The organism is Hankyongella ginsenosidimutans, from assembly GCF_005144965.1.
GTDB lineage: Bacteria > Pseudomonadota > Alphaproteobacteria > Sphingomonadales > Sphingomonadaceae > Hankyongella > Hankyongella ginsenosidimutans.
Map to the genome: position 1 here is coordinate 1,743,026 of NZ_CP039704.1, position 22,790 is coordinate 1,765,815.

Genomic DNA, 22,790 nt, shown 5'->3' on the forward strand with positions numbered 1-22,790 from the left:
CCTGGCCCATCGCCCTGCTGCTGCTCGCCGCCTGCAGTGGCAACGACCCGCGACCTGGGGCCGCCGCGTAAGGCAGCCGCGACAGCGCCCAAACCCCGCCGCCAGGCCGCAACCGGCACCGCCAGCGCCGGACGCGCCGCCGGGCAAGCTGGTGACGGTCGAGGGGCAGATGGTCAAGGTTGTGACCGGCGACACGCTGTACGCCATCTCCCGGCGGACAGGGGCGACGGTACGCGATCTCGTGACGGCAAACGGCCTGGAGCCGCCCTATGCGCTGCAAGCCGGGCAGACGCTTCAAGTGCCGGGCGCGCGCTATCACATCGTCGGGCGCGGGGACACGGCGTCCGGCATCGCCGAGCGCTATGACGTCAGCCTGTCGCAGTTGGTGCGTATCAACGGGCTGGCGGCTCCCTATGGCGTGAAGCTGGGGAGCGTCTGCGGCTGCCGACCGCGACCGCGCCGGCCGCGTCGCCTGCGGTGTCCCCACCATCGCAGGCTGCGACCCAGGCCGGGGCGCAGACGACGGCCCAGATCGTGCTCAATCAGGCAAAATCGCCGCCGGCCGCCAAGCCTGCGCCACCCAAGCCGGCCCCGCAGGAGCAACCCAAGCCTGCCCCGCAGGAGCAACCCAGGCCGGTGCCGCCAGCGACCGCGCAGTCCGCCAATCCGCCTCCACCGCCCAAGGCCCTGCAGCCTGCGCCGCCGGCCGCAATCGCGGCCCGGCCCGGCTTCAACTGGCCGAGTGACGGTCGCATTCTGTCCGGCTTCGGCCCGAAGCCCGGCGGCCGCAAGAACGAAGGTGTCAACCTTGCCGCGACCCGGGGGCGGCCGTACGCGCGGCCGCGGACGGCGTGGTCGCTTATGCCGGCGACGACCTGCCGAGCTTCGGCTGGCTGGTCATCCTCAAGCATGGCGGCGGCTGGGTGACGGCGTATGGCCATAACGAAGCGCTGCTGGTCCAGCGTGGCGATACCGTGCGCCAGGGCGATGTCATCGCGCGCGCCGGCGCGACCGGCTCCGTCGACCGTCCGCAACTGCACTTCCAGGTGCGCCAGGGCCGGCGGCCGGTCGATCCGCAGACCGTGCTGCCACGCCGCAGCAACGCCAGCTGACTCTCGGGAGCGGGTCATTTTGAAAGAACCGCTCTTGGTGAGCTTGAGGAACCACGAGCCGCTCAGCCCTTCGTCCGGGCTCAGGGTGAGCGGTGAGGTTTCAAGCCGAGACACGACCTGACTCTTGTCGCGCTTGACCGGGCCGGGCGCGGGCGGCTAGACCCCGCCGACCCGAGCAACAGGATCACCACGCGCGTGGCCGAGGCCAAACGACCCAGTTTCCAGGATATGATTCTCACCCTGCAGCGCCACTGGGCGGAGCAGGGCTGCCTCATCCTTCCAGCCGGAGCCCTGCCGCGACCGATGGGTGCAGCGTATCCCTGATCGTCGAGAGTCGAACGGCACCTTCGCGGTCCGGGCCCGACAAGTCCGACGGCGCGTTCGGCGGCTTTGACTGCTCGCCGGCGAGATCACCTACCTGGAACGGTGGCCATGTACATCCAGGGCCAGCGACGACGACGGCCGGGCGTCACGGCGACGAGACCGCGACACGAGTTCGCCGCTGACAGCCGCGAGGCCGAGGCTGCCGCCCAGCTGCTGATCCGGGGCAAGGCGCTATCAGGTGATCGCGCAGGTCCGGAGCCACCCTGCGCGGCCTGCCAGACGCTCTGCCGCCTATCCTGGGAAGCCTGAGGCCGAGCTGCGCTGGAACTGAGGAAATTCCCGCCCGCATGCAGCTGGTGCGGCTGCAACCAGACGACATCGCGTTGCGACTGCCGCTCGTGCGCGAGGAGCGCCTCGAGGAAAGCCGGCGCGACCAGCTGGAAGTGCGCGACCGTCGAGGGCCTGAGGTGCTGGCCACGCTGATCCCGCCGAGCGCGCCTTCCCTGGCCGAAGTCGATGCGCTGGGGCGAGCGCTCGCGCGATCCCGCCAGCCTGAATCGATCATCTGCCTGCTGGACGGTGCCGTGGTGCCGCTGGAACTGGAAGGCCTGAAGGCGGACAGCATCACGCGCGGCCACCGCTTTCATGGCAACGCCCCGTTTCGGGTGGACGACTTCGAGGGCTACCGCACCAAGCTTTGACCTTGACCCCGCCGAGCGCAGCGCTCGCGCAGGCTGAGAGGATCAGGGCCTGCTGGCGGAGAACGCCGGCCTGACCGAATGGCCGGTCCCGCTGGGCACGTTCGATCCGGCGTTCCTCGAGGTCCCCGCGAGGCGATCCAGCTCACCATGCGGGTCAACCAGAAATACTTCGCGCTCAACAACGCGCAGACCGGGCAGCTCTCCAACCATTTCATCTGCGTCGCCAACGTCGAGGCCGCGGACAAGGGCAAGGCCATCGTCGCCGGCAACGAAGGTGCTGGCCGCGCGCCTGTCGGATGCGCGCTTCTTCTGGGAGCAGGACAGGAAGCAGCCGCTCGATGCCTATCTGCCCAGGCTCGCGCAGATCAAGTTCCACGAAAAGCTCGGCGACATGCAGGCAAAGGCCGAACGCGTGGCGACGCTGGCCGCGCAGTTGGCAGCGCATGTTCCGGGCTGCGAGCCGGCGCTGGCCCGGCGCGCCGGCCAGCTTGCCAAGGCGGACCTGATCACGGGCATGGTCGGCGAATTCCCGGAACTGCAAGGCGTGATGGGCGGCTATTATGCCGCCGCATCCGGCGAGGACCCGCAGGTCGCGCAGGCGATTTCCGATCATTATGCCCCTGTCGGCCCGTCGGATCGTTGCCCGGTCGCGCCGGTCTCGGTTGCCGTGGCGCTCGCGGACAAGATCGACACCCTGGTCGGCTTCTTCGCCATCGATGAAAAACCGACCGGCTCGCGCGACCCCTATGCGCTGCGCCGGGCAGCACTCGGTGCGATCCGCCTGATCGTGGAGAACGGCCTGCGCTTGCCGTTGCAGGCGCTGTTACAGGGGATGCCAGCCTGCTGGCGTTTCTGGTCGATCGCCTCAAGGTCCAGCAGCGCGAAGCCGGCGTGCGCCACGACCTGATCGACGCTGCGCTCGGCCAGGGCGGCGACGACGATCTGGCGCGACCGACGATGGCGCCAACCTGCTTGCCGGCTACAAGCGCGCCGCCAACATCCTCGCAATCGAGGAAAAGAAGGATGCCCGGCGCTATGCAGGCGCGGTCGACGCCGCCCTGCTGGCGGACCCCGCCGAGCAGGCGCTGGCACAGGCGCTGGCGCATGCCGGCCCGGCCGCCGCGCAGGCGGTCGCCGCGGAGGATTTCACGCGCGCGATGGCCGAACTGGCGACGCTGCGCGCGGCGGTGGACGCCTTCTTCGGCACGGTCATGGTCAACGCGCAGGATCCGGCGGTGCGGGAAAACCGCCTCACCCTGCTGAGCGGCATCCGCAATGCGGTTCACGCCGTCGCCGATTTCAGCCGCATCGAGGGCTGAGCGCACCACGGTGCGCGCGCGGAATTCAGGATAATCCACGATCCCCACACCGGATGACATGAGCGCGCGTTCGTGCCACGCTATGCGCCGGAGGAATTTATGCTGCTCGAAACCGATGCCCAGATTGCCGGCCTGCTCAACCGCGTGAAGACCATCGCCATGGTCGGCGCCAGCGACAAGCCGGACCGGCCAAGCAACCATGTGCTGCTCACCCTGCTCAGCCACGGCTACCGGGTGATCCCGGTCAATCCTGGCCTGGCCGGCCGTACCATCCACGGCGCGCCGGTCGTGGCGGCGCTGCGCGACATCGCCGAGCCTGTCGACATGGTGGACATCTTCCGCAAGTCGGAGGATGTGGAGCCGGTGGTCGCGGAGGCCATCGCCCTCGGCGCGAAAGCGGTCTGGATGCAGCGTGGCGTCGTCAACCCGCAAGCCGCCGCCAGGCCGCCGCCGCCGGGCTGGACGTGGTCATGGATCGCTGCCCGGCCATCGAAATCCCCGCCTGCGCATTCCGGCACACGGGTAAACACTACGGCGCAGACGTGGCCCATTCGCCCTTGCAAGGCTGCTGTTCGGTCTTGTGGCGTCATTCCGGCGAATCCTGGCGCAGAACGCCCCTATTCCAGCTTTCGCCGGGATGACCCTAGAGTCTGATGACATTGGATGGGATCGCCATTCCGATCTTCACGGAGCAGGCTGTAAAGTCCGCTCGTGGTGAGCCTGGACGAACCACGAGCCGCTCAGCCCTTCGTCAAGCTCAGGCTGAGCGGCGCGTGTGCAACCGCGCGATGGCGTGTGGGTCAACCTAAAGTCATCAGGCTCTAAACCCGCTCCAGGGTCACGAAGCTGAACGCGGGCTGGCCGTCCGCGGCCGCGTGATCGACGCGGGCGGTCTCGCGCCACTGGGCCGGGTCGAGCGCGGGAAAGCGGGTGTCGCCCGCCACCTCCGCATGCACTTCGGTCAACTGGATGCGGCCGGCGAGCGGCAGGGCCTGCGCATAGATCTCGCCGCCGCCGATCACCATGATCTCCGGCGCGCGGGTGCGCGGGTCCAGCCCGGCGGCGACGACCGCTTCCGCGAGGTTCGGCGCGGGGTCACGCCGTTCGCACGCCAGTCGGGCTGCCGTGTCACCACGATGTTATGCCGTCCAGGCAAGGGCTTGCCGATGGACTCAAAGGTCTTGCGGCCCATGATGACCGGCTTGCCGATGGTCAGGCGCTTGAAATGTTTTAGATCTTCACTCAGATGCCATGGCAGCCCGCCGTCCCGGCCGATCACGCCGTTCGTCGCGCGCGCGACCACGAGCGTGATGCGCCCCGCCATCAAACCGCGACCGGCGCTTGATCGCCGGGTGCGGGTCGTAGCCCACCAACTCGAGGTCCTCGAAGGCGAAGGCGAACAGGTCGGCGATATCGGGGTTGAGCTTAAGCGTCGGCAGTGGCCGCGGGCGCGGGCCAGTTGCTCGTCCGCCTGCGTCAGATGGTTCAAATACAGATGCACATCGCCGAAACTGTGCACGAAGTCGCCCGGCGTCAGTCCACTGACTTGCGCGATCATGTGGGTCAGCAGCGCGTACGAGGCGATGTTGAACGGCACGCCGAGGAACACGTCGGCCGAGCGCTGGTAGAGCTGGCAGGAGAGACGCCCGTCTGCGACATGAAACTGGAACAGGCAGTGGCAGGGCGGCAGCGCCATATATGGCACGTCGGCCGGGTTCCAGGCCGAGACGATCATCCGGCGCGAGGCCGGCGTCTCGCGGATCTGTTGCAGCACCTGGGCAATCTGGTCGATGTGTCGGCCGTCCGGGGCCCAGGCGCGCCATTGCCGACCGTAGACCGGGCCGAGCTCGCCGTTGGCGTCCGCCCACTCGTCCCAGATCGAGACCCCATGGCGCTGCAGGTAGCCGACATTGGTATCGCCTGAAAGAAACCATAGTAATTCGTGTGCAATGGATTTCCAATGCAACCTTTTGGTTGTAATCATCGGGAAGCCCTGCTGTAGATCGAATCGCATCTGGTGGCCAAAGATCGACAGTGTCCCGACGCCGGTGCGGTCATCTTGACGTATACCTTGGTCTCGAATGGTTCGAAGCAGGTCGAGATATTGCTGCATTGACGAGACACCCTTCTATATCTTGACGACATTTTCAGCCGCGTTTTGTTCCACTTGCGGACCGGTTGTTTTCGCGAGACGATTACAACAAGGTAACGTGGGGCAGAGGCGGTGGCCGACTGGCTCGTAGGCGTGGCGTTCTATGTCGCGGTGGTCAAGCAGCTTCTGCTTCTCGTCGCGTTGGGGATCGCTGTTTCCAGCGCGGATGATCTGTTTGTTGATTGCGCCTATTTCGCTAGGCGGTTCTGGCGCTGGCTGGCGGTCTACAGCCGCCACGCCCCGATGCGCGCCGCGGATTTGTACGCCGCCGAGCGGGCTTCATGGCGATCCTGGTGCCGGCCTGGGACGAGGCGGACGTGATCGCCGACATGCTGCGCGCCAGCCTCCGGCGCCTCGACTACCCCAGCTACCGCCTGTTCGTCGGCGTCTATCCCAACGACCCCCAGACCCGGCTTGCAGTGGCCACCGTGGCCGATCCCCGCGTCGAAATGGTGGTGACGACACGCCCCGGCCCAACCAGCAAGGCCGATTGCCTCAATCATCTGTACCACGCGGCGCTTCGCCATGCCGCGCGCGCCGGCGTTCCGGTCAAGGCGTTCGTGCTCCACGATGCCGAGGATCTGGTCGATCCGCAGGAGCTGACGGTCTTCAACCACCTCATCCCGCGCAAGGCCATGGTGCAGGCGCCGGTGATCGCGCTGCCGGACCCCGGCAGCCGCTGGGTCGCCGGCAGCTACATGGACGAATTCGCCGAGTGCCACGCCAAGGACATGGTGGTGCGCGAGTGGCTGGGGCGGGCTGCCGAGCGCGGGCGTCGGCTGCGCCTTCAGCGCCGACATCCTGGCGCGGCTCGCGTTCGGGAACGGCGGCGCGCCGTTCAACGAGACCAGCGTCACCGAGGATTACGAACTCGGGGTGCGCATCGGTCTGCTCGGCGGCAAGGCGGCGCTGGTGCGTATTCCGGGCCGGCGTGGCGTCATCGCCACCCGGGAGCACTTCCCGCATACCGTCGACGCCGCGATCCGCCAGCGTGCGCGCTGGCTGCTTGGCATCGCGCTCATGGGCTGGGATCGGCTGGGCTGGCAGGGCACGCTCGCGGATCGTTACATGCTCTGGCGCGATCGCAAGGCGCTGCTCAATGCGGTCCTGATCGTCGCCGGCTATTTCGGCCTCGCACACATCGCCGGGCTTGCCACGGCGCAGGGGCTCAGCCCGGTGCTTCAGGCCATCCCTGGTTTCGCCCCACCCGGCAGTGCGTTGGCGTGGCTCATGGTCATCAATGGCGTCCTGCTCGGCTGGCGGCTGGCGTTGCGTTGGGCCTTCGTCACGCGGCTGTACGGCTGGCGCGAGGGCCTGCGCGCGATACCGCGCACACTGGTCAGCAATTTCATCAACGCGCGGGCCGCCTTCCGCGCGGTTGAGCGCTTCGTGGGCCTTGCGCGCACCGGCGGGCGCGCGCCCTGGGACAAGACGGCGCACCGCTTCCCGCATGAGGTCGCCTGATGCGCCCGCGCCATCTGCCCTGGGTCGGGATGGGCCTGCTGGCCGGATGGCTGCTCGGGCGGCTGCCAGAGATCGCGGCTGATATCGCGGCTGTGCGCAGCGTTGCGCTCAGCAGCCTGCGGATTGCCGCCCGGGCGGCGACTGGCCTTGAAATTCCCGCTGCGCGCCTGGCGCCGTCGCCCGTCGACTCCAGCGTCGCCCTGCCGCGCGCGGTGCGGCTGGTGCGCTCGGTGGCGCTGACCACGCCGAGGCCCGGACCTCCAGTGCGCTTGATCGCCCGGGGGCGGTCGCACAGGCTGAAGCCGCGGCGCCGCAGGGCTGCTGCCGGTTTCGTCGCCGAAGGTTCCGGTGGCGTTCGCGCTGGCCGAGGCTGGCTATGCAGCGCTCCGGACCGGGGACCGGCGGGAGGCGGCGCGCCTGCTGCGGGCCGCGCTGGACAGTGCGCCGGAGCCGGCGCAGGCGGCGCAATGGCGCGCCGATCTGCGGCGCCTGACCAAGCGCGTGTTCGTGAGCAGCTATTGGGTCGCGCGCCGCGCCTTGGGGCAGGCGGACGTGCTGGCCGGGCAGCGTGCGCTCACCGGACCGCAGGCGGGTTTGACACTCGGCGTGCGCCTTGACCCGCTGGCCCGTCGCCCGGTCGACGCGACGGCGCGCATCAATGTCGCGCCGGCGAGCGCCGGCGTGCCGGGCGGGCAGCGCCAGGCGGCCTTGGGCCTCGCGTGGCGGCCGTTGGGCGGCGATGCGCTGGTGCTGGCGGCGGAGCGACTGGTGGCGCTTGACGGCAGCGGGCGCAACGATTGGCTGGCCCGTGCGTCGGGCGGCGTCGGGCGCGGCTTCGGTCCGACCCTGGAGGCGCCCAACGTTGGCTTCATGCGAGCTTCTATGGGGAGGCGGCTCTGATCGGCGTCCGCCGCCCCGATGTTCAGGCCGGGGCCGAGGCGCATGGCGGCCTCGGCCTGGCGCTGGCCCGTGGCTTGAACGCCACGCCCAACCTTGGCATCTGGGGCCTATCAGGACGACGGCCGCCGCCTCACCCGGCTGGAGCTCGGCCGGAGCTCTGGCTGCGCTGGACGCCGGGTGCGCTGGCCGTCGATGTGCGCGCCGGCTACCGCTGGCCGATCGCTGGCAATGCCGACGGCGCGGCCGGCCCGGCCGTGGTTCTGGGTGTTTCCTATTGATCCGGCAGGCGCTAACCTGTGCGCCCACAGGAGAGAGGATCGCGTGAAACTTGAAGACCAGCAGTTGATCCGCGCGCCGCGCGCAATCGTGTTCGCCGCCCTGAACGATCCGGACGTTCTGCGTCGGTGCATCCCGGGCTGCGAGACGCTGACCCAGGACTCGCCGACCCAGTTGTCGGCGACTGTCGCGCTCAAGATCGGCCCGGTCGCAGCGCGCTTTGCGGGGCTGTCACCCTGTCGGAGATCGACGCGCCGAACGGCTACACCATCAGCGGGGAGGGCAAGGGTGGTCCGGCCGGGTTCGCCAAGGGCGGCGCACGGGTCACCCTGGCCGAGGCGCCGGAGGGCACCCTGCTCGCCTATGACGCATCCGCCGAAGTCGGCGGCAAGCTGGCGCAGGTCGGCGCGCGGCTGATCGACCAGACGGCACGCAAGCTGGCGGGCGATTTCTTCGCGCGCTTCGCCGAGATCGTCGAGGCGCAGGCGGCGCCGGCGGAATCTGCGGCGGCGGCCATCGCCCTGCCGGGCGATCTGGCGGGCGCGCCGGAGGAAATCACGGAGCGCGCGGCGACTGGCGGCATCCCGCTCTGGGCCTGGGGTCTGGGCCTTGCCGTGCTGGTGATCGGGCTCTGGCTGCTGTCCAAGTAAGAGATAAGTGCCCGATCCGCGCCATCGTCGAAGCGGGCGCTTCAACCTCAACCGATCAGGCTAAAGCGCGGCTTCCGGCTCCAGGGCCAACGCGCGCGCGGCCAGCACGGCCTGGGTGCGGTTCTGCACGTTGAGCTTGCGCATCACGGCGGTCATGTGCGCCTTCACCGTGGCTTCGGAAATACCGAGATCGTAGGCGATCTGCTTGTTCAGCCGCCCGGCCAGCACGCCAAGCATCACCTTGAGCTGTGCGGAGGTGAGGCTGGCGATCCGCTCGGCCATGGCGTCGATTTCCGCATCGGACTGGCCGTTCAGGGCATCCAGGCTGGCGGCGTCGCGGGCGATGGCGGCGGTGATTGAGCGGCGGATTGTCGGGATATCGGCCGACTTGCTCAGGAAGCCGACTGCGCCATAACGTTTGGCACCGCTCGCGGCAGCGCGGCCTCTGCGGCCGAGACCACCAGAATGGGCACCTCAGGCTGTTCGGCGTGGATCAGCGCCAACCCGGAAAACCCCTCAGCGTCGGGCATGCGCAAATCGAGGAGGATGAGGTCCAGCGCCATGCAGTCATCCATTTTGTCCAGCGCATCGCGGATGCTGCAGGCCTCGATAACCTGCACGTCGTCGTACATCGCCTCGATGGCGAGGCGAAACGCATCGCGGATCAACGGATGATCGTCGGCGACTAATATTGTTTTGCTCGCCAAGCCATATCTCCCCAAGTCACCTCAGTTTATCCGGGCGATTCGGTTCTGTAAAGTGCAGCGCGTGGTAAACGCTGAGCGCCGCCGCGCCAGAAATGCGCCCAACGTCGCTCGACCAACGTCTAGCTGGCACACGCTGGATAGCTCACGCATGATCTGGGCACAATCGGCCGATCAACCGCATCAAGTAATGCGTAAAAATACTGAATCAGGGACGATAAACGGGCGGCCGACAACATGGAGAGAAAACAATGCATCCAGTATGCAAACGGGTAAGGCTTGCCTTGATTGCGGGCGTCGCAGGTAGTGTATTGGCTGCAGCGCCGGCTTTTGCTCAAAAGCGTCGACCACGGATCTGGAAAAGCGCATCCAGGCGCTGGAGGCCGCCTTGAACGCGGTCAAGGCCGAGCTGGACGCCGCCAAGACGCAGGCGCAGGCCGCGCAGCAGGCGGCTGCCCAATCCCAGGCGCAGTCACAGGCGCAGACGGCGGCGGCGGCCGACAAGGCGGCTGAGACCAAGACCTTCGCCTCCCGCCTCGAGGCGATCGAGAAAAGGCGGCGACCGTGACGGACGGCTTCAAGGTCGGCAACACCACGGTGCGCATCAACGGCTATGTCAAACTGGACGTGCTCGCCAGCCGCTTCTCGGGCGGCGACCCGGCGGCGAACACACTGGTTAACGACTATTACTTTCCGGCACAGATCCCAGTCGGCGGCGTCAGCGAAGGCTTCAATGTCACCACCAGCGTGCGGGAAACCCGCTTCTTATTCCGGACCGAAACGCCGGTCGGCGAGACGGCGCTTACCAGCCACCTGGAGCTGGACTTCCTCGACACCAACACCGGCGGCAACCAGCGCGTCTCCAACAGCTTCGTGCCGCGGGTGCGCCGGGCGTTCGTCAGCTACGGCGGCTGGACGCTGGGTCAGGACTGGTCGACCTTCCAGAATCCGTCCGCGCTGCCGGAGCGCCTGGATTTCGTCGGTCCGACCGAGGGTACGGTGTTTGAGCGCCAGCCGCTGATCCGCTACAAGCACGGCATCTTCACCTTCGCGATCGAGAACCCGGAGACGACGGCGACCCTCGGGACGACCAGCGCGGAGGCCGACGACGACGTGGCACCGGACTTCGTCGCCCGGGTCGACAAGAAGACCAAGGTCGGTACCTTCGCACTCGCCGGCATCGCGCGCGTCCTCAAGGTGGACAACTCCGCAGCCCCCGTGCCGTTCGGTACGCCGGGCGACATCAAGGGCACGGAATTCGGCTGGGGATCAGCGCATCCGGCGTGCATGACTTCGGGCCCAGCCGCATCACCTGGATGGGGACGTTCGGTGAGGGGCTTGGGCGCTACCTCGGCCTGAACATCCGCGACGACGTCGTTGTCTCCACGGCTGGCGATATCGATGCGCCGTTCATGTATTCCGGCTTCTTCTCCTATCGCTATGCCTTCACGCCGAAGTTCAAGGCGGTCGGCACCCTGTCCGGCTTCCGGTCGGACACGCCGGATTTCGCGTCGCTCTCGCTCACCAAGTCGATCTGGAGCGCCAATCTCGATCTGCTCTACAATCCGTGGAAGCCGCTCAGCCTGGGCGTCGGCTACCGCTTCGCCAAGCGCACACTCGAGAACAGCCTGGATGATACGTTGAACAGGCTGCAGTTCAGCGCACAATATAATTTCTAGCAGCTGGCGCCGGGTTGGCCTGGCGCAAATGTAACATCGTTCAGTCAAGTCAAGGGAGGACCACATGGGAGCAGGAACCACGGCGGACGACGTCGCGCGGCTGCCTAAACATCACGCGGCGACAAAGAGCGAACGGCTGGTTGTCGGCGCATCGTCACTCGGCACGGTTTTCGAGTGGTACGATTTCTATCTGTACGGCCTGATGGCTGCGCAAATTTCTTCGCACTTTTCTCGGGCGTCAACGAAACCACCGGCTTCATCTTCGCGCTGGCGGCGTTCGCGGCCGGCTTCGCCGTGCGGCCGTTCGGCGCGCTGGTATTCGGGCGCATCGGCGACCTTGTTGGCCGCAAGAACACCTTCCTGGTCACCATCGTCATCATGGGGATGTCGACCTTCGGGGTCGGCCTGCTGCCCAACTATGACACCATAGGGGTCGCAGCACCGATCATCCTGGTCGCGCTGCGGCTGCTGCAGGGTCTGGCGCTTGGCGGCGAATACGGCGGCGCTGCGACCTATGTCGCCGAGCATGCCCCAACAACAAGCGCGGCCTCTACACCGCGTGGATCCAGACCACGGCGACCATGGGCCTGTTCCTGGCACTGCTGGTGGTGATCGCGGCACGCTCGGTGCTGGGTGAGGATACCTTCAAGGACTGGGGCTGGCGGATACCGTTCCTGGTGTCGATCATCCTGCTCGGCATCTCGGTCTGGATCCGGCTGATGCTGGATGAAAGCCCGCTTTTCAAAAGATGAAGGAAGAGGGCAAGGGCTCGAAGGCACCGCTGGCTGAAGCCTTCGGTCGTTGGTCGAACCTCAAGATCGTCCTCATCGCGCTGCTGTGTGCAGTCGCCGGTCAGGCGGTCGTCTGGTACACGGGTCAGTTCTACGCGCTGTTCTTCCTGGAAAAGACACTGAAGATTGATGGCTACACCGCCAATCTGCTGATCACGATCAGCCTTGCGATCGGGACGCCCTTCTTCATCTTCTTCGGCTGGCTCAGCGACAAGATCGGCCGCAAACCGATCATCATGGCGGGGTGCCTGCTTGCCTCCATCACCTACTTCCCGCTGTTCAAGGCGATGACCGAGGCCGGCAATCCGGCGCTCTATCAGGCCCAGCAGACGGCCCCGGTAACGGTCGTCGCCGCCCCGGCGAATGCTCGTTCCAGTTCGATCCCGTGGGCAAGAACAAGTTCGACAGCAAATCCTGTGACATTGTGAAGTCGTTCCTCGCCAAAGCCGCCGTCTCCTACAAGAACGAAGCGGCGCCGCAGGCACGGTGGCGACGATCAAGATCGGGGACACTGTTCTTGCCGCACCTGATCCGAACACGGTGACCGGCGATGACCGCAAGGCGGCGATCACTAAGTTCCAGGATGACGCCAAGGCGGCGCTGAAGGCGGTCGGCTACCCGGACAAGGCGGACCCGGCAACCGTCAACAAGCCGATGCTGATCGCGATCCTGACGCTCATGGTGATCTACGTCACCATGGTCTACGGCCCGATCGCGGCACTGCTGGTGGAGCTGTTCCCGACCAACATCCGCTACACTTCCATGTCGCTGCCCTATCACATCGGCAACGGCTGGTTCGGCGGCTTCCTGCCGACCACCAGCTTCGCCATGGTCGCGGCAACCGGGGATATCTACTACGGCCTCTGGTATCCGGTCGTGGTGGCGGCAGCGACGTTCGTCCTGGGGCTGCTGTTCCTGCCGGAGACGTTCAAGCGCACCATCGACTGAGACAGCGCATCAAACACCCTTCGATGCGGCCCGCTTGCGGGCCGCATTTTGCCGGCGGGCTAGACCTGACCAAAGGCTCTCGCTCTTTGTGAAGGCCCTTCTTGTCCGTTTTGATTGCCTCGCAAAAGTGATTCAATCAAAAACGGGAAGGGTCTAAGGAGCGCGCGATATAACTTGTATAGGAAACGCAGATGCCGACGCTCGTTCTCGTTCGCCACGGCCAGTCGGCCTGGAATCTGGAAAACCGCTTCACCGGCTGGTGGGATGTCAGCGTAACGGAGCAGGGGGCAGCGGAAGCGCGGCAGGCGGGCCGGGACCTGAAGGCCAAAGGCTTCGCCTTCGATCAGTGCTTCGTATCCCTGCTGACCCGCGCCAACCAGACCCTCAACCTGATCCTGGAGGAAATGGGCGACCTCTGGCTGCCGGTCGCCAAGGACTGGCGGCTGAACGAGCGCCACTACGGCGGCCTGACCGGCCTCAACAAGGCCGAGACCGCGGAGAAGCACGGCGAGGAACAGGTGTTCATCTGGCGGCGCTCTTTCGATGTGCCGCCGCCGCTGCCCGAGGCCGGCAGCCGCTACGACGTCACGAGCGACCGGCGCTATGCCGGCCTGCCGGTGCCGCACACCGAAAGCCTGAAGGACACCATCGCGCGGGTCATCCCGTGCTGGAGCGAGACCATCGCCCCGGCGCTGCGATCCGGGCAGCGGGTTCTCGTGGTTGCGCACGGCAATTCGCTGCGCGGCCTGGTCAAGCACCTGGACAACCTCAGCGACGAGGCGATCACCAAGGTGGAAATCCCGACTGGCCAGCCGCTGGTCTACGAGCTGCGTGACGACCTGACCCCGGTGCGCAAGGCCTATCTCGCCGATTGGGCTTAGCAGGCTGTTTGAGCATGATACGCGCGCCATCGCGCGGTTGCACCCGTGCCGCTCACCCTGAGCCTGGACGAAGGGCTGAGCGGCGCGTGGTTCGTCCGGGCTCACCACGAGCGGACTTTACAGCCTGCTCCGTGAAGATCGGAATGGCGATCCCATCACAGTCATCAGGCTGGTTTTGATTAGAGCGGTTTTCGATCTGACGGAATCAGATCGGCCGCTCTATGCTTTTGTTTTGCCGCGATTTCTTAATCGTCAGATGATACCATCTGACTGGAAATCGCTTTATTCCGCCGCTTTCATCGCGCGCTTGCGGTCATACATCGCCTTGTCGGCACGCGTGAGCACGTCGGTCGGGGATTCGCCCGGCCCGAAGGTATAGACGCCGACCGCCGCCGAGACCGGGATCAGCTGATCCTCGAAACGCGCCGGCATCTCGCAGATCTTGCCGGCCAGAAAATCCGCCTTGATGTGCGCCTGGGCTTCGTCTGCATGCGTCAGAATCACCGCATATTCGTCGCCGCCGAGCCGGCCCACGACGTCGGATGCGCGGATGTGCGCGCGCAGAGTCTCCGCGACATGAACCAGCACCGCGTCGCCGGCGGCGTGGCCAAGCGTGTCGTTGACCGTCTTCAGGCCGTTGACGTCGAAGAACAGCAGCGAGGTGGCGACGCTGTAGCGCTCGGCATAGCTCATCACCGGGTCAGTTCGCGCACGAAGGCGCGCCGGTTGGCGATCGGCGAGAGCGTGTCCGAGTCCGCCAGTTTCTCCAGCTCGCTAATGCGCTGGTGGCTGCGCTCCAGATCGCGGCGCAAGGCCTCGACCTCGGCCATCAGCGTCATCAGCACTTCCCTGGCGCGTGGTGTCAGGTCGGTGGCGGAGAGGCCAAGCAGGGTCTGGTCCACCGGGTCCGGCGCGCGGACCGGGGCAGCGCTCCCGGCGGGCGCGGCAGCGGATGGCGCGGATACGCCAGCCAGGGGTTGCCGCTGATACGCGCGGAACGATCTGTGACCTTCATAACCTGTCCATTGCCCTGGCATTAACGTTGCCAGCATACTAGCATCCGGGTCCTTCCGGAAATAGCGCAACGTCGTTGCTAAGGCGTTAACCTTAAGTTTTGCACACTCGGGCGCAACTGGGCAATTGCATGGACGTCGCCGGTGGTTATAAAGCGGGCTTTGGCGTAAGGATCGAGAGCCTTGACCACAGACTCGCCCCTGGTGGGCATCATCATGGGCAGCCAGTCGGACTGGCCGACCCTGAGCGCCGCCGCCGATGTGCTGTCCGCGCTTGATGTCGTGCACGAAGCGCGGATCGTCTCGGCGCATCGCACGCCGGACCGGCTCTACGATTACGCCCGGGACGCGCGCGGGCGCGGACTCAAGGTCATCATCGCCGGCGCCGGCGGGCGGCGCACCTGCCGGGCATGGTCGCGGCGATGACGTCGCTGCCGGTGCTCGGCGTGCCGGTGCAATCCAAGACGTTGAGCGGCCTCGACAGCCTGCTGTCCATTGTGCAGATGCCGGGGGCGTGCCGGTCGGCACGCTGGCGATCGGCCAGGCAGGCGCCAAGAACGCCGGGCTGCTGGCCGCCGGCATCCTCGCGCTGATGGACCCGGCGCTGGCAGAGCGGCTGGACGAGTGGCGGCGCGCGCAGACCGAGAGCGTTGCGGATACCCCGCAATGACCCAGCCCGTCATCGCGCCGGGCGCGACCATCGGCATCCTTGGCGGCGGCCAGTTGGGGCGCATGCTGGCCATGGCGGCAGCACAGCTCGGCTACCGCTGCCACATCTTCGACCCGGACCCGGCGGCACCGGCCTTCGATGTCTGCGCTGCCCGCACGGTTGCGGATTACGGCGACCCGGAAGCGCTTGGCCGCTTTGCCGCCAGCGTCGACGTGGTGACCTTCGAGTTCGAGAATGTGCCCGTTGCAGCGCTGGCGCGGCTGGAGGCGCACAATCCGACGCGGCCCTGCAGCCGGGCGCTCGCCACGGCGCAGGATCGGCTGAGCGAAAAGCGCTTCGTGCAGGCGGCCGGCCTGCCGGTCAGCCGCTACGCCGGCATCGCCAGCGCCGAAGATCTGGCAGCGGCGCTGGGCGACTTCGGCCCCTCGATCCTCAAGACCCGGCGCTTCGGCTACGATGGCAAGGGGCAGGTGCGGCTCGCGCCCGGCGACGACCCCGCCGTCGCTTGGGCGGCCATCGGCGGCCAGCCCGCGATCCTGGAAGCGCTGGTGCCGTTCGACACCGAGGTCTCGGTGATCGTCGCGCGCGGGCTGGACGGCGCGGAGGTCGCCTATGGCCCTGTCGAGAATACGCACCGTAACGGTATCCTCGATGTGTCGCGCGTGCCGGCGCAGGTGTCGGCCGCCGCCGCGGACGCGGCGCTGGCGCACACGCAGACGATCGCGGACCAGCTTGGCTATGTCGGCGTGCTCGCGGTCGAATGGTTCGTGGTCGGCGACCAGGTGCTGTTCAACGAGATCGCGCCGCGGGTCCACAATTCCGGCCACTGGACGATCGAGGGTGCGGTCACCAGCCAGTTCGAGAACCACATCCGCGCCATTTGCGGCCTGCCGCTCGGCGAGCCGTCGCCGGTCGCGGCAGTGGACATGCGCAATCTGATCGGCGAAGAAGCGCACGATTGGGCCGCGATCCTGCGCGACCCGCAAAGCCATCTGCATCTGTACGGCAAGCACGAAGCGCGGCCGGGGCGCAAGATGGGCCATGTGACGAAGGTCCGCCGATGAGCAGCGCCCAGGCGACATTACCGGTGCGCGATATGGCGCTGGCGCTGTTCGCCGCCACCATGTGGGGCATCAACAACGTCATCGCCAAGGAGGTCGTGACGCACGTGCCGCCGCTGCTGGCGGTGGCGACGCGGTTCGCGCTCTCCGGCCTGCTGCTGGCACCCATGCTGCGCATCGCGCGGGTGCAGATCAAGCCGGTGCTCATCTGCGCGGTGATCGCGGGGCCGATGCATTTCGGCCTGCTCTACAGCGGTTTTGCCGCCGCGGAGCATATCGGGCCGGTCTCGACCGTGACCCAGCTCTGGATTCCGTTCGCGACCCTGTTCGCCATCCCGCTGCTGGGGAGCGACCCAAGCTCTGGACCACGCTCGGTATGGCGCTGGCCTTTCTCGGCGTCATGATCATGAGTTTCGATCCGGCGCTGTTCCGCGATGTCGACGGTTTCCTGCTGGTCGCCTGCGCCTCCACCTGCTGGGCCGCCAGCACGGTGGTCGCGCGCCGGTTCGGCGGGGTGCCGCCGTTCGCGCTGCAGGCCTGGCTGTCCATGATCACCTGGCCGGTCATGCTCGGGGCTTCGGCTTTGTTCGAGCACGGGCAGGTTGCGGCGGTCGAGGCCTGGGGCTGGCAATTCTGGGCCTTCAGTCTCGCGTCGGCGATCATGGCCGGGATCCTCGGCAACGGGTTGATTTTCTGGCTGGTGCGCAAGCATCCGGTGGCGCTGGTGACGCCGTTCACCCTGATCGCGCCGATCGTCACCGTGATTTTAGGCGTCATCCTGCTTGGCGAGCAGCTCACGGCGCGCACCATCCTCGGCACCATCGTCACGCTCGCCGGCCTGCTGATCATCACCCTGCGCCAGCGCCAGCGCTTTCTGCGCACGCTCGAACAGCCAGACGCGCAACGCGCTCGAGAGGTTGCCTGAGCGCGTAAGATCGATCCGGGTCACCAGCGCGTTGATGGAGACGCCCTCCACCCGCGCGGCCTGCGCCAGCGCCTCCCAGAACACCGGCTCGAGGCTCAGACTGGTCTGGTGCCCCATCAGGGTGACGGAGCGCTTGATCAGCGCCTTGGCCATCAGATGCCCTGTTCCACGCGGTAGCGCCGCCAGCGGGCGACGTTGCGGTTGTGTTCGTCAAGGGTCACTGCGAACACATGGCCGCCGCTGCCGTCCGCGACGAAATACAGCGCCTGCGTCTGCGCCGGCTTCAGGGTGGCGGCCAGCGCTGCCCGTCCGGGTTGGCGATCGGCCCGACCGGCAGGCCGGGGCGCGCATAGGTGTTGTAGCCGTTGACGGCGCGCAGCTCCGACAACCGGATGCGCCGGCCGAGCGGCAGCCCCGGGTGATCGGATAGATCACGGTCGGGTCCGCCTGCAGCAGCATGCCGCGCTTCAGCCGGTTCACATAGACGCCGGCGACCAGAGCATATTCGCTTGGCTTGCCGGTTTCCTTCTCGACGATCGATGCCAGCACCACCGCGTCCTGCGGGCTGGCGAGCGGCAGGCCGGGCGCGCGCTGCGACCACAGTGCGGCCAGCGTCTTGCGCATTGCGGCCTGCATCCGTGCCAGCACGGCGGCGCGCGTCTCGCCGCGGGTGTAGCTGTAGGTGTCGGGCAGCACGGAGCCTTCGTCAGGCACGGCGATCTCGCCGGTCAGCTCGGTCGCCGCCAGCAGGCGGGCATGAACCTTGACCGCCGGCCAGCCCTCGGGGATGGTCAGGGCGTAGCGCACCACCTCGCCGTTCACGAGCATGGCGTAGGCGGCGGCGGGGCTGACATGGGCGGGAAAGCGGTATTCGCCGGCCTGGATCGGCGCGCTGTCGGTCAGATAGCGGATCTGCTTGAGAAAGCGCGCGCGGCTGGCAATCACGCCGGCATGCGCCAGCTCTCGCGCGGCGACGCCCAACGGGCTGCCGGGCGGCACGACCACAGCCGTTTCGGCCTTCAGCGGGCCGGGGCCGCGAAAGTCATGGACGAACCAGCCAATATAGCCGGCGACGGCCAGAACCCCGATGGCGATGAGGGCACCGGCGGCCCAGAGCAGTTTCTTCATGGTCTGTTAGTGTCGTGGAATCGAAGTTTGATACACCATGATATCGAACTCGTGCGCGAACTTCGATTCCTAAAACGACACGAGAAACAATACCTTGCTCGTGTCCTTCTCGAATCTGAAATCCAACCGCGCCTGATATTGGGTGTAACGGATTTCAGATTCGGGACACTAGTTGGTGCGCTCGGCCTCCGGCTCGGCATCGTCATCGCCGTCATCTTCGTCGCCGTCATCTTCGTCGCTGTCGTCTTCCTCGAAGCCATAGTCGTCGAAATCGTCTTCGTCGTCCTCCTCGACGCCAACCGGCTCAAGGAAGGTGCCGATGTAGCCGGCGCCGCTGCCCGGATCGACGGTCAGCATCAGCGGCCCCTCGGTACGCAGCAGCGACACGACATCGTTGAAGCGCGCGATCTCGTAGTTGATCACCACCATGTCGCCGGCAAGCTGGTTGGCGGGCACGGCGTCGGCGCCGCTGAAGAACTGGATCATGCCGACCATGGTGTCGCCGTCGTAGCAGTGGATCTGCGCGGCTGCGGTGCGGTCGGCGAGCGGCGGTCGCCCGCCCCAGTAGAGGATCGAATAGAAATCGAATGTGCGGGTGACGGCGTCGACCATGGTGCGTCCTTTCCTGGTTCTTCAGCCTCATACGCTAGTTCGGTTTCATGACACAATGATGTGCGCGGATCGCAAACGCAGACAGCGCCCACGTGAGCGCTTGCAGGAGCCGCCCGGTCGCGCCACATAAGCGGAAACTGAGGGACTGCCGATGGACGCGCGCCTGACTTTCGCTGACCGCCCGGAACTGCCGCGCGGGCCCGACCTGCTGGCGGAAATCGCCCGCCTGAAACGCGCGCGCAACGCCGTGATCCTTGCGCACTACTACCAGAAGCCGGAGATTCAGGACCTGGCCGATTTCGTCGGCGACAGCCTGGACCTCTCCCGCAAGGCGGCGGCGACCGATGCCGACGTCATCGCCTTCTGCGGCGTACGCTTCATGGCCGAGGTCGCCAAGATCCTGTCGCCGCACAAGACCGTGATCCTGCCGGACATGGCTGCCGGCTGCAGCCTGGAGGACAGTTGCCCGCCGGACCAGTTCGCCGCCTTCCGGGCCGCACACCCCGATCACGTCGCGCTCAGCTACATCAACTGTTCGGCGGCGGTGAAAGCGCATTCGGACATCATCGTCACCTCGAGCTGCGCGGAAGAGATCATCAACCAGATCCCGAAGGACCAGCCGATCCTGTTTGCGCCGGACCGGCATCTGGGCGGCTATCTGGCGCGCAAGACCGGGCGCGACATGCTGCTGTGGCCGGGTACCTGCATCGTGCACGAGAACTTCTCGGAGCAGGAACTCATCAAGCTGAAGGCTGAGCACCCGGACGCGCCGGTCGCCGCCCACCCGGAATGCCCGGCGCATATCCTCGCGCATGCCGATCACGTCGGCTCGACCAGCGCGATCCTGAAGTTTGCGCTGGCGAGCCCGGCGCAGACCATTCTGGTCGCGACCGAGCCGCATATCATCCACCAGATGCAGAAGGCGGCCCCGCACAAGGCCTTCATCGGCGCGCCGGGCGCGGACGGCAACTGCAACTGCAACACCTGCCCGTTCATGGCACTCAATACGCTGGAAAAGCTCTATCTGGCGCTGCGCGACCTGAAGCCGGAGATCACGCTGCCGGAGGATCTGCGCCTGGCTGCCTTGAAGCCGCTGCAGCGCATGCTGGAAATGGCCCCGCCGCCGCCGGCAAGCCCGATGTGGGCGGTGATTGAGGCGACTACCGCATCGTGTGCAAATCGGATACTGTGAGACCATGAAAAACATCACAGTATCCGTGGACGATGAAACCTATCGCCGGGCGAGGATGAAGGCCGCTGCTGAGGAAACCTCCCTATCCGCCGTGGTCAAGCGCCTGTTGGCGCACTATGCGTCCACTGCTGATGGCTTCGACGCGCTCGCACAGGAAGAAGCGGCGCTGCGTGTGCAAGTGTCCGCATTCGATGCCGGGCAACGTCTCGCACGCGATGCGCTTCATCGACGGTGATTTTCCTCGACACCAATATCCTGCTGTACTCCATCGGCACGCGGCAGGAGGATGCAAGCAAGGCACAAGTTGCCCGCGCCTTGCTTGACCAGCGTCATGCGGTCCTCTCCGTTCAGGTTCTGCAGGAATTCTATGTGCAGGCGACGAGGGCGTCGCGGCCCGACCCGCTGCCGCACGATCTGGCGGCGGCGTTCATTCGTACATAGCGGCGTTTTCGTATCGTGGATAATACGATGGAACTGCTGGATGCAGGCCTTGCCCTCAAAGGGCATCATAATTTTTCGCTCTGGGATTGTCTGATTATCGCAGCAGCCCAGGCAAGCGACTGCACGACGCTCTACACGGAAGATATGAGCCATGGTCGCCGCTTCGGCAATTTGGTGCTTTGCAATCCCTTTCTCTGAGACGGCTTTTCCCTGTCCTACATGCCAGCCGGCGGGCTATGGTCGGCGCATGATCTCTCTGGTGCTGATGTCATCGCGGGGCGCGTCCACGCATCGCTGCTCCTCCCCATCAGGGGAGGGGACCACCCGCCAGGGTGGTGGAGGGGCGGCGGATACTTGGCATTTTCACCCCACTGTCCGGCTTTCGGGCGGACATCTGCCTTGCCAGGGAGGATTTTTCTTCCGCGCACAGGTCTCACACACCCCTTTGCTGTGACTTTTGTGACCTTCGGGCGGGATTATGACGAATTTATTGCAAAGTGGAACGGTTTTGCCAGCCGTTGTCATATTCTGAAAGGCTGATCATGACAGAGATTCCGGGTTCGATCTGGCCGCATTCGTCGCGGCGACGCTGGCGGAAGACTTAGGGAGGGCGGCGACATCACCTCGGCCGCCTGCATCCCGGCCGATGCGCGCCTCAAGGCGGTCATGGCCAGCCGGGACGCCATCGTCGTCGCCGGACTGCCGGTCGCCGCGCAGTTTTTCCGGGCGCTTGACCCGGCCTGCGTCATCGCGCTGCAGGCGGCGGACGGAGAGCCGGTTCCCGAGGGGCGGCGCTGATGACGGTTACCGGAAATGCGCGCGCGCTGCTGGCAGCCGAACGCTCGGCGCTCAATACGGTGCAGCATCTGACCGGGATCGCCACGCTCACCCGCCGCTATGTCGAGGCCATCGCCGGGACCGGCGCGACCCTGCTCGACACCCGCAAGACCCTGCCCGGGCTGCGCCTGCTGGAGAAATACGCAACCCGCATGGGCGGCGCGACCAATCACCGCCTGCGCCTCGACGATGGCGTGCTGATCAGGACAACCATATCGCCGTCGTCGGCGGCGTGCGCGCGGCGGTGGCGGCAGCCAAGGCGGCGGGACTGGCCGGCATCGTCGTCGAGGTCGACCGGCTGGACCAGATCGAACCGGCCCTGGCCGCCGGCGCGGACCGGCTGCTGCTTGACAACATGCCGCCGCCGGTGCTGCGCGAGGCGGTAGCGCTGGTGAACGGCCGCGTGCCCACCGGCCTCCGGCGGCGTGCGGCTGGAGACGATCCGGGCGATCGCCGAGACCGGGGTCACCTTCATTTCGGTCGGGCGCATCACCCAGTCGGCGCCGTCCGCCGACATCGGGCTGGACTATCTCGCCGCGTAATCGATGACCTCGACGGTTGCGGGCGGTCTGGGGTGACATCGCGCATCGGCGCGGGCGTCCAGTCGGGGGCGCTGGCGTCGACATCCGGCCAGTCCTGCTTGGCGATCCAGGCGCGCAGCAGCTTCATATTGGCGGTGTTGGACTTGAAGAACACGTCGAACAGGTCGCCGGCAAGCGGCACGGCGCCAAGCCCGGTGTCCAGCGCCAGATTGGCGAGCATGCGCATTTGCAGCCAGCGCGGCGCGCCGAGCCGGGTCGCCTCGGCAACAATGACGAGGCCCATCAGCGCCGCCACGGCGTCGCCGACCACCGGGATCAGCCCTATGACCGAATCCAGGCCGATGCCGCCGATGAGCGGCAGGCGGAAGGCCCGGTCCAGCGCGGTTTCGAGAAGCGCCAGGCGGCGCAGCGAAGCTGCTCTGTCCATGGAATTCGCGGTAGCAGCCTCGGCCGGCATCCGCCAGCCTT

General features: G+C 66.6%; 20 protein-coding genes and 13 pseudogenes. 24 read left to right on the top strand and 9 right to left on the bottom strand.

Annotated features, from left to right (window positions below; all coding sequences use genetic code 11):
• Nucleotides 1-830: 830 nt before the first annotated feature.
• From E6W36_RS10160 to E6W36_RS10175, 5 genes and pseudogenes are all read left to right on the top strand, one after another.
• Nucleotides 831-1,112 (top strand): annotated as a pseudogene (locus E6W36_RS10160) (murein hydrolase activator EnvC family protein); the annotation flags it as partial.
• 195 nt (nucleotides 1,113-1,307) lie between these two features.
• Nucleotides 1,308-1,436, top strand: a complete 129-nt coding sequence (locus tag E6W36_RS20685) for a hypothetical protein (protein ID WP_281277288.1) — start codon at nucleotides 1,308-1,310, stop codon at nucleotides 1,434-1,436.
• A 102-nt stretch (nucleotides 1,437-1,538) separates the two neighbouring features.
• Complete coding sequence (locus E6W36_RS10165) at nucleotides 1,539-1,745, top strand: hypothetical protein (protein WP_222872517.1); 207 nt, start codon at nucleotides 1,539-1,541, stop codon at nucleotides 1,743-1,745.
• Nucleotides 1,746-1,937: 192 nt separating this feature from the next.
• Nucleotides 1,938-3,456: pseudogene (gene glyS, locus E6W36_RS10170) on the top strand (glycine--tRNA ligase subunit beta); the annotation flags it as partial.
• A gap of 99 nt (nucleotides 3,457-3,555) precedes the next feature.
• Nucleotides 3,556-3,956: pseudogene (locus tag E6W36_RS10175) on the top strand (CoA-binding protein); the annotation flags it as partial.
• Between the two features lie 321 nt (nucleotides 3,957-4,277).
• On the opposite strand, the pseudogene E6W36_RS10180 reads toward E6W36_RS10175, so the two are convergent.
• Both E6W36_RS10180 and E6W36_RS10185 read right to left on the bottom strand, forming a co-directional pair.
• Nucleotides 4,278-4,780 (bottom strand): annotated as a pseudogene (locus E6W36_RS10180) (dihydrofolate reductase).
• Nucleotides 4,695-5,569 (bottom strand): annotated as a pseudogene (locus E6W36_RS10185) (thymidylate synthase). Before E6W36_RS10185 ends, E6W36_RS10180 begins: the two co-directional pseudogenes overlap by 86 nt.
• A 111-nt stretch (nucleotides 5,570-5,680) precedes the next feature.
• On the opposite strand from E6W36_RS10185, the gene E6W36_RS10190 reads away from it, so the two are divergent.
• The 5 genes and pseudogenes from E6W36_RS10190 (at nucleotide 5,681) to E6W36_RS10210 (ending at nucleotide 8,898) form a co-directional block, all read left to right on the top strand.
• Nucleotides 5,681-5,929, top strand: coding sequence for a hypothetical protein (locus tag E6W36_RS10190; RefSeq protein WP_222872518.1), 249 nt, complete (start codon nucleotides 5,681-5,683; stop codon nucleotides 5,927-5,929).
• Nucleotides 5,930-5,937: 8 nt separating this feature from the next.
• Nucleotides 5,938-7,072 (top strand): annotated as a pseudogene (locus E6W36_RS10195) (glycosyltransferase family 2 protein).
• Nucleotides 7,073-7,420: 348 nt separating this feature from the next.
• Complete coding sequence (locus tag E6W36_RS10200; protein WP_222872520.1) at nucleotides 7,421-7,972, top strand: bacteriophage N4 adsorption protein A; 552 nt, start codon at nucleotides 7,421-7,423, stop codon at nucleotides 7,970-7,972.
• Between the two features lie 74 nt (nucleotides 7,973-8,046).
• A complete protein-coding gene (locus E6W36_RS10205) occupies nucleotides 8,047-8,250 on the top strand; it encodes a hypothetical protein (protein WP_222872521.1) in 204 nt (67 codons plus the stop codon).
• Nucleotides 8,201-8,898 (top strand): annotated as a pseudogene (locus E6W36_RS10210) (SRPBCC family protein). The gene E6W36_RS10205 and the pseudogene E6W36_RS10210 overlap by 50 nt, the downstream one beginning before the upstream one ends.
• A gap of 60 nt (nucleotides 8,899-8,958) precedes the next feature.
• On the opposite strand, the pseudogene E6W36_RS23375 reads toward E6W36_RS10210, so the two are convergent.
• A pseudogene (locus E6W36_RS23375) lies at nucleotides 8,959-9,530 on the bottom strand (response regulator transcription factor).
• A 460-nt stretch (nucleotides 9,531-9,990) separates the two neighbouring features.
• On the opposite strand from E6W36_RS23375, the gene E6W36_RS10220 reads away from it, so the two are divergent.
• The 5 genes and pseudogenes from E6W36_RS10220 to gpmA all read left to right on the top strand — a co-directional run bounded on the left by E6W36_RS10220 (nucleotide 9,991) and on the right by gpmA (nucleotide 13,901).
• A complete protein-coding gene (locus tag E6W36_RS10220; protein WP_222872522.1) occupies nucleotides 9,991-10,170 on the top strand; it encodes a hypothetical protein in 180 nt (59 codons plus the stop codon).
• On the top strand, nucleotides 10,167-10,961 hold the full coding sequence (locus E6W36_RS10225) for a DcaP family trimeric outer membrane transporter (protein WP_222872523.1): 795 nt from the start codon (nucleotides 10,167-10,169) through the stop codon (nucleotides 10,959-10,961). The genes E6W36_RS10220 and E6W36_RS10225 overlap by 4 nt, the downstream gene beginning before the upstream one ends.
• A complete protein-coding gene (locus tag E6W36_RS10230; RefSeq protein WP_222872524.1) occupies nucleotides 10,919-11,281 on the top strand; it encodes a hypothetical protein in 363 nt (120 codons plus the stop codon). Before E6W36_RS10225 ends, E6W36_RS10230 begins: the two co-directional genes overlap by 43 nt.
• Nucleotides 11,282-11,345: 64 nt before the next feature.
• Nucleotides 11,346-13,020: pseudogene (locus tag E6W36_RS10235) on the top strand (MFS transporter).
• 191 nt (nucleotides 13,021-13,211) lie between these two features.
• On the top strand, nucleotides 13,212-13,901 hold the full coding sequence (gpmA, locus tag E6W36_RS10240; protein ID WP_222872525.1) for a 2,3-diphosphoglycerate-dependent phosphoglycerate mutase: 690 nt from the start codon (nucleotides 13,212-13,214) through the stop codon (nucleotides 13,899-13,901).
• A gap of 282 nt (nucleotides 13,902-14,183) precedes the next feature.
• On the opposite strand, the gene E6W36_RS10245 is transcribed toward gpmA, so the two are convergent.
• Together E6W36_RS10245 and E6W36_RS10250 are read right to left on the bottom strand one after the other, a co-directional pair.
• Nucleotides 14,184-14,594 (bottom strand): GGDEF domain-containing protein, encoded by a 411-nt coding sequence (locus E6W36_RS10245; RefSeq protein ID WP_222872526.1) that lies wholly within the window; start codon nucleotides 14,592-14,594, stop codon nucleotides 14,184-14,186.
• Entirely contained in the window at nucleotides 14,594-14,803 is a 210-nt protein-coding gene (locus E6W36_RS10250; protein ID WP_222872527.1) for a hypothetical protein, read from the bottom strand. The genes E6W36_RS10245 and E6W36_RS10250 overlap by 1 nt, the downstream gene beginning before the upstream one ends.
• Nucleotides 14,804-15,130: 327 nt before the next feature.
• Here E6W36_RS10250 and purE point away from each other — a divergent pair.
• The 4 genes and pseudogenes from purE (at nucleotide 15,131) to E6W36_RS18875 (ending at nucleotide 17,570) form a co-directional block, all read left to right on the top strand.
• A pseudogene (gene purE, locus E6W36_RS10255) lies at nucleotides 15,131-15,584 on the top strand (5-(carboxyamino)imidazole ribonucleotide mutase).
• Nucleotides 15,581-16,648 carry a 5-(carboxyamino)imidazole ribonucleotide synthase gene (locus tag E6W36_RS10260; RefSeq protein ID WP_222872528.1) on the top strand — a complete coding sequence of 356 codons (1,068 nt, stop codon included), beginning with the start codon at nucleotides 15,581-15,583 and terminating at the stop codon, nucleotides 16,646-16,648. Before purE ends, E6W36_RS10260 begins: the two are co-directional and overlap by 4 nt.
• Entirely contained in the window at nucleotides 16,645-17,049 is a 405-nt protein-coding gene (locus tag E6W36_RS10265; RefSeq protein WP_222872529.1) for an EamA family transporter, read from the top strand. The genes E6W36_RS10260 and E6W36_RS10265 overlap by 4 nt, the downstream gene beginning before the upstream one ends.
• Nucleotides 17,022-17,570: a DMT family transporter gene (locus tag E6W36_RS18875; RefSeq protein WP_246047519.1), complete on the top strand. Its 549-nt coding sequence runs from the start codon at nucleotides 17,022-17,024 to the stop codon at nucleotides 17,568-17,570. Before E6W36_RS10265 ends, E6W36_RS18875 begins: the two co-directional genes overlap by 28 nt.
• 18 nt (nucleotides 17,571-17,588) lie before the next feature.
• Here the strand turns inward: E6W36_RS18875 and E6W36_RS18880 are convergent.
• The 3 genes and pseudogenes from E6W36_RS18880 to E6W36_RS10280 all read right to left on the bottom strand — a co-directional run.
• Nucleotides 17,589-17,723, bottom strand: a pseudogene (locus tag E6W36_RS18880) (ribbon-helix-helix domain-containing protein); the annotation flags it as partial.
• Nucleotides 17,723-18,698 (bottom strand): annotated as a pseudogene (gene mltG / locus E6W36_RS10275) (endolytic transglycosylase MltG). The pseudogenes E6W36_RS18880 and mltG, both read right to left, overlap by 1 nt.
• 168 nt (nucleotides 18,699-18,866) lie before the next feature.
• On the bottom strand, nucleotides 18,867-19,310 hold the full coding sequence (locus tag E6W36_RS10280) for a hypothetical protein (protein WP_222872531.1): 444 nt from the start codon (nucleotides 19,308-19,310) through the stop codon (nucleotides 18,867-18,869).
• A gap of 151 nt (nucleotides 19,311-19,461) precedes the next feature.
• On the opposite strand from E6W36_RS10280, the gene nadA reads away from it, so the two are divergent.
• The 5 genes and pseudogenes from nadA (at nucleotide 19,462) to nadC (ending at nucleotide 22,322) form a co-directional block, all read left to right on the top strand.
• On the top strand, nucleotides 19,462-20,502 hold the full coding sequence (nadA, locus tag E6W36_RS10285) for a quinolinate synthase NadA (protein ID WP_246047521.1): 1,041 nt from the start codon (nucleotides 19,462-19,464) through the stop codon (nucleotides 20,500-20,502).
• A gap of 4 nt (nucleotides 20,503-20,506) precedes the next feature.
• Nucleotides 20,507-20,737 carry a hypothetical protein gene (locus tag E6W36_RS10290; protein WP_222872532.1) on the top strand — a complete coding sequence of 77 codons (231 nt, stop codon included), beginning with the start codon at nucleotides 20,507-20,509 and terminating at the stop codon, nucleotides 20,735-20,737.
• The gene (locus tag E6W36_RS10295; protein ID WP_222872533.1) at nucleotides 20,734-20,943 is read left to right on the top strand and encodes a PIN domain-containing protein; all 210 of its coding nucleotides are present in this window, start codon (nucleotides 20,734-20,736) and stop codon (nucleotides 20,941-20,943) included. Before E6W36_RS10290 ends, E6W36_RS10295 begins: the two co-directional genes overlap by 4 nt.
• Before the next feature lie 27 nt (nucleotides 20,944-20,970).
• Nucleotides 20,971-21,141, top strand: a complete 171-nt coding sequence (locus E6W36_RS10300; RefSeq protein WP_222872534.1) for a PIN domain-containing protein — start codon at nucleotides 20,971-20,973, stop codon at nucleotides 21,139-21,141.
• A 367-nt stretch (nucleotides 21,142-21,508) separates the two neighbouring features.
• Nucleotides 21,509-22,322, top strand: a pseudogene (gene nadC, locus E6W36_RS10305) (carboxylating nicotinate-nucleotide diphosphorylase).
• Here nadC and E6W36_RS10310 read toward each other — a convergent pair.
• Nucleotides 22,270-22,749: a DUF4112 domain-containing protein gene (locus E6W36_RS10310; protein WP_222872535.1), complete on the bottom strand. Its 480-nt coding sequence runs from the start codon at nucleotides 22,747-22,749 to the stop codon at nucleotides 22,270-22,272. The pseudogene nadC and the gene E6W36_RS10310 overlap by 53 nt on opposite strands.
• Between the last annotated feature and the right edge of the window lie 41 nt (nucleotides 22,750-22,790).